General features: G+C 72.1%; 1 protein-coding gene. It reads left to right on the top strand.

Annotation, left to right across the window (positions count from 1 at the left end; translation table 11 throughout):
• Nucleotides 1-7: 7 nt before the first annotated feature.
• Nucleotides 8-877 (top strand): alpha-hydroxy-acid oxidizing protein (locus tag FAF44_RS53390; RefSeq protein WP_272896259.1); only part of this gene is annotated, 870 nt, incomplete at its 3' end.

Genomic DNA, 877 nt, shown 5'->3' on the forward strand with positions numbered 1-877 from the left:
CCCCCTCCTGCTCGCCCCCATCGGCACCCACCGCAGCAGCCACACCGACGGCGAACTCGCCGTCGCCAGGGCAGCACGCAGCACCGACACCCCCATGATCGTCAGTACCGTCGCCTCCCACCCCCTGGAACGGATCGCCGCGGAACTCGCCGGCGCCCCCGCCTGGTTCCAGCTCTACTGGCCCGGCGACCGCGCCCTCGCCGCGAGCCTGCTCCACCGCGCCCACCAGGCCGGCTACCAGGCACTCGTCGTGACCCTCGACAACGTCCTCATGGGCTGGCGTCCCCGCGACCTCCAACACGGCTACCTCCCCTTCCTCAGAGGCGAAGGACTCGCCAACTACCTCAGCGACGAGGTCTTCCAACACCGCATCGGCGCCACCGGAGCCCACGACATCGACCTGCGCAAGGCCGTCACCCACTGGTCCGAGATCTCCGCCGACCCCGCCCTCACCTGGGACGACCTGACCTTCCTGCGCGACACCTGGCCCGGCCCCATCGTCCTCAAAGGCATCCTGCACCCCGACGACGCCCGCCGGGCGACAGACGCCGGCATGGACGGCATCGGCGTCTCCAACCACGGCGGCCGCCAGGTCGACGGCGCCATCGCCGCCCTCGACGCCCTGCCCGACATCATCCGGGCCGTCGACGGCCAGGCCACGGTCCTGTTCGACGGCGGCATCCGCAGCGGCAGCGACATGGTCAAGGCACTCGCCCTCGGAGCGGACGCCGTCCTGCTCGGCCGCCCCTACATCTACGCGCTCGCCCTCGCCGGCGAGGACGGAGTCCGCCACGTCATCCGCACCCTGCTCGCCGACTACGACCTGACCTGCGGCCTTTCCGGCCACACCGGCCCCCACGACCTCACCCCCCAAGCC

The organism is Nonomuraea sp. MG754425, from assembly GCF_021699195.1.
In the GTDB taxonomy this organism is placed as follows: Bacteria; Actinomycetota; Actinomycetes; order Streptosporangiales; family Streptosporangiaceae; genus Nonomuraea.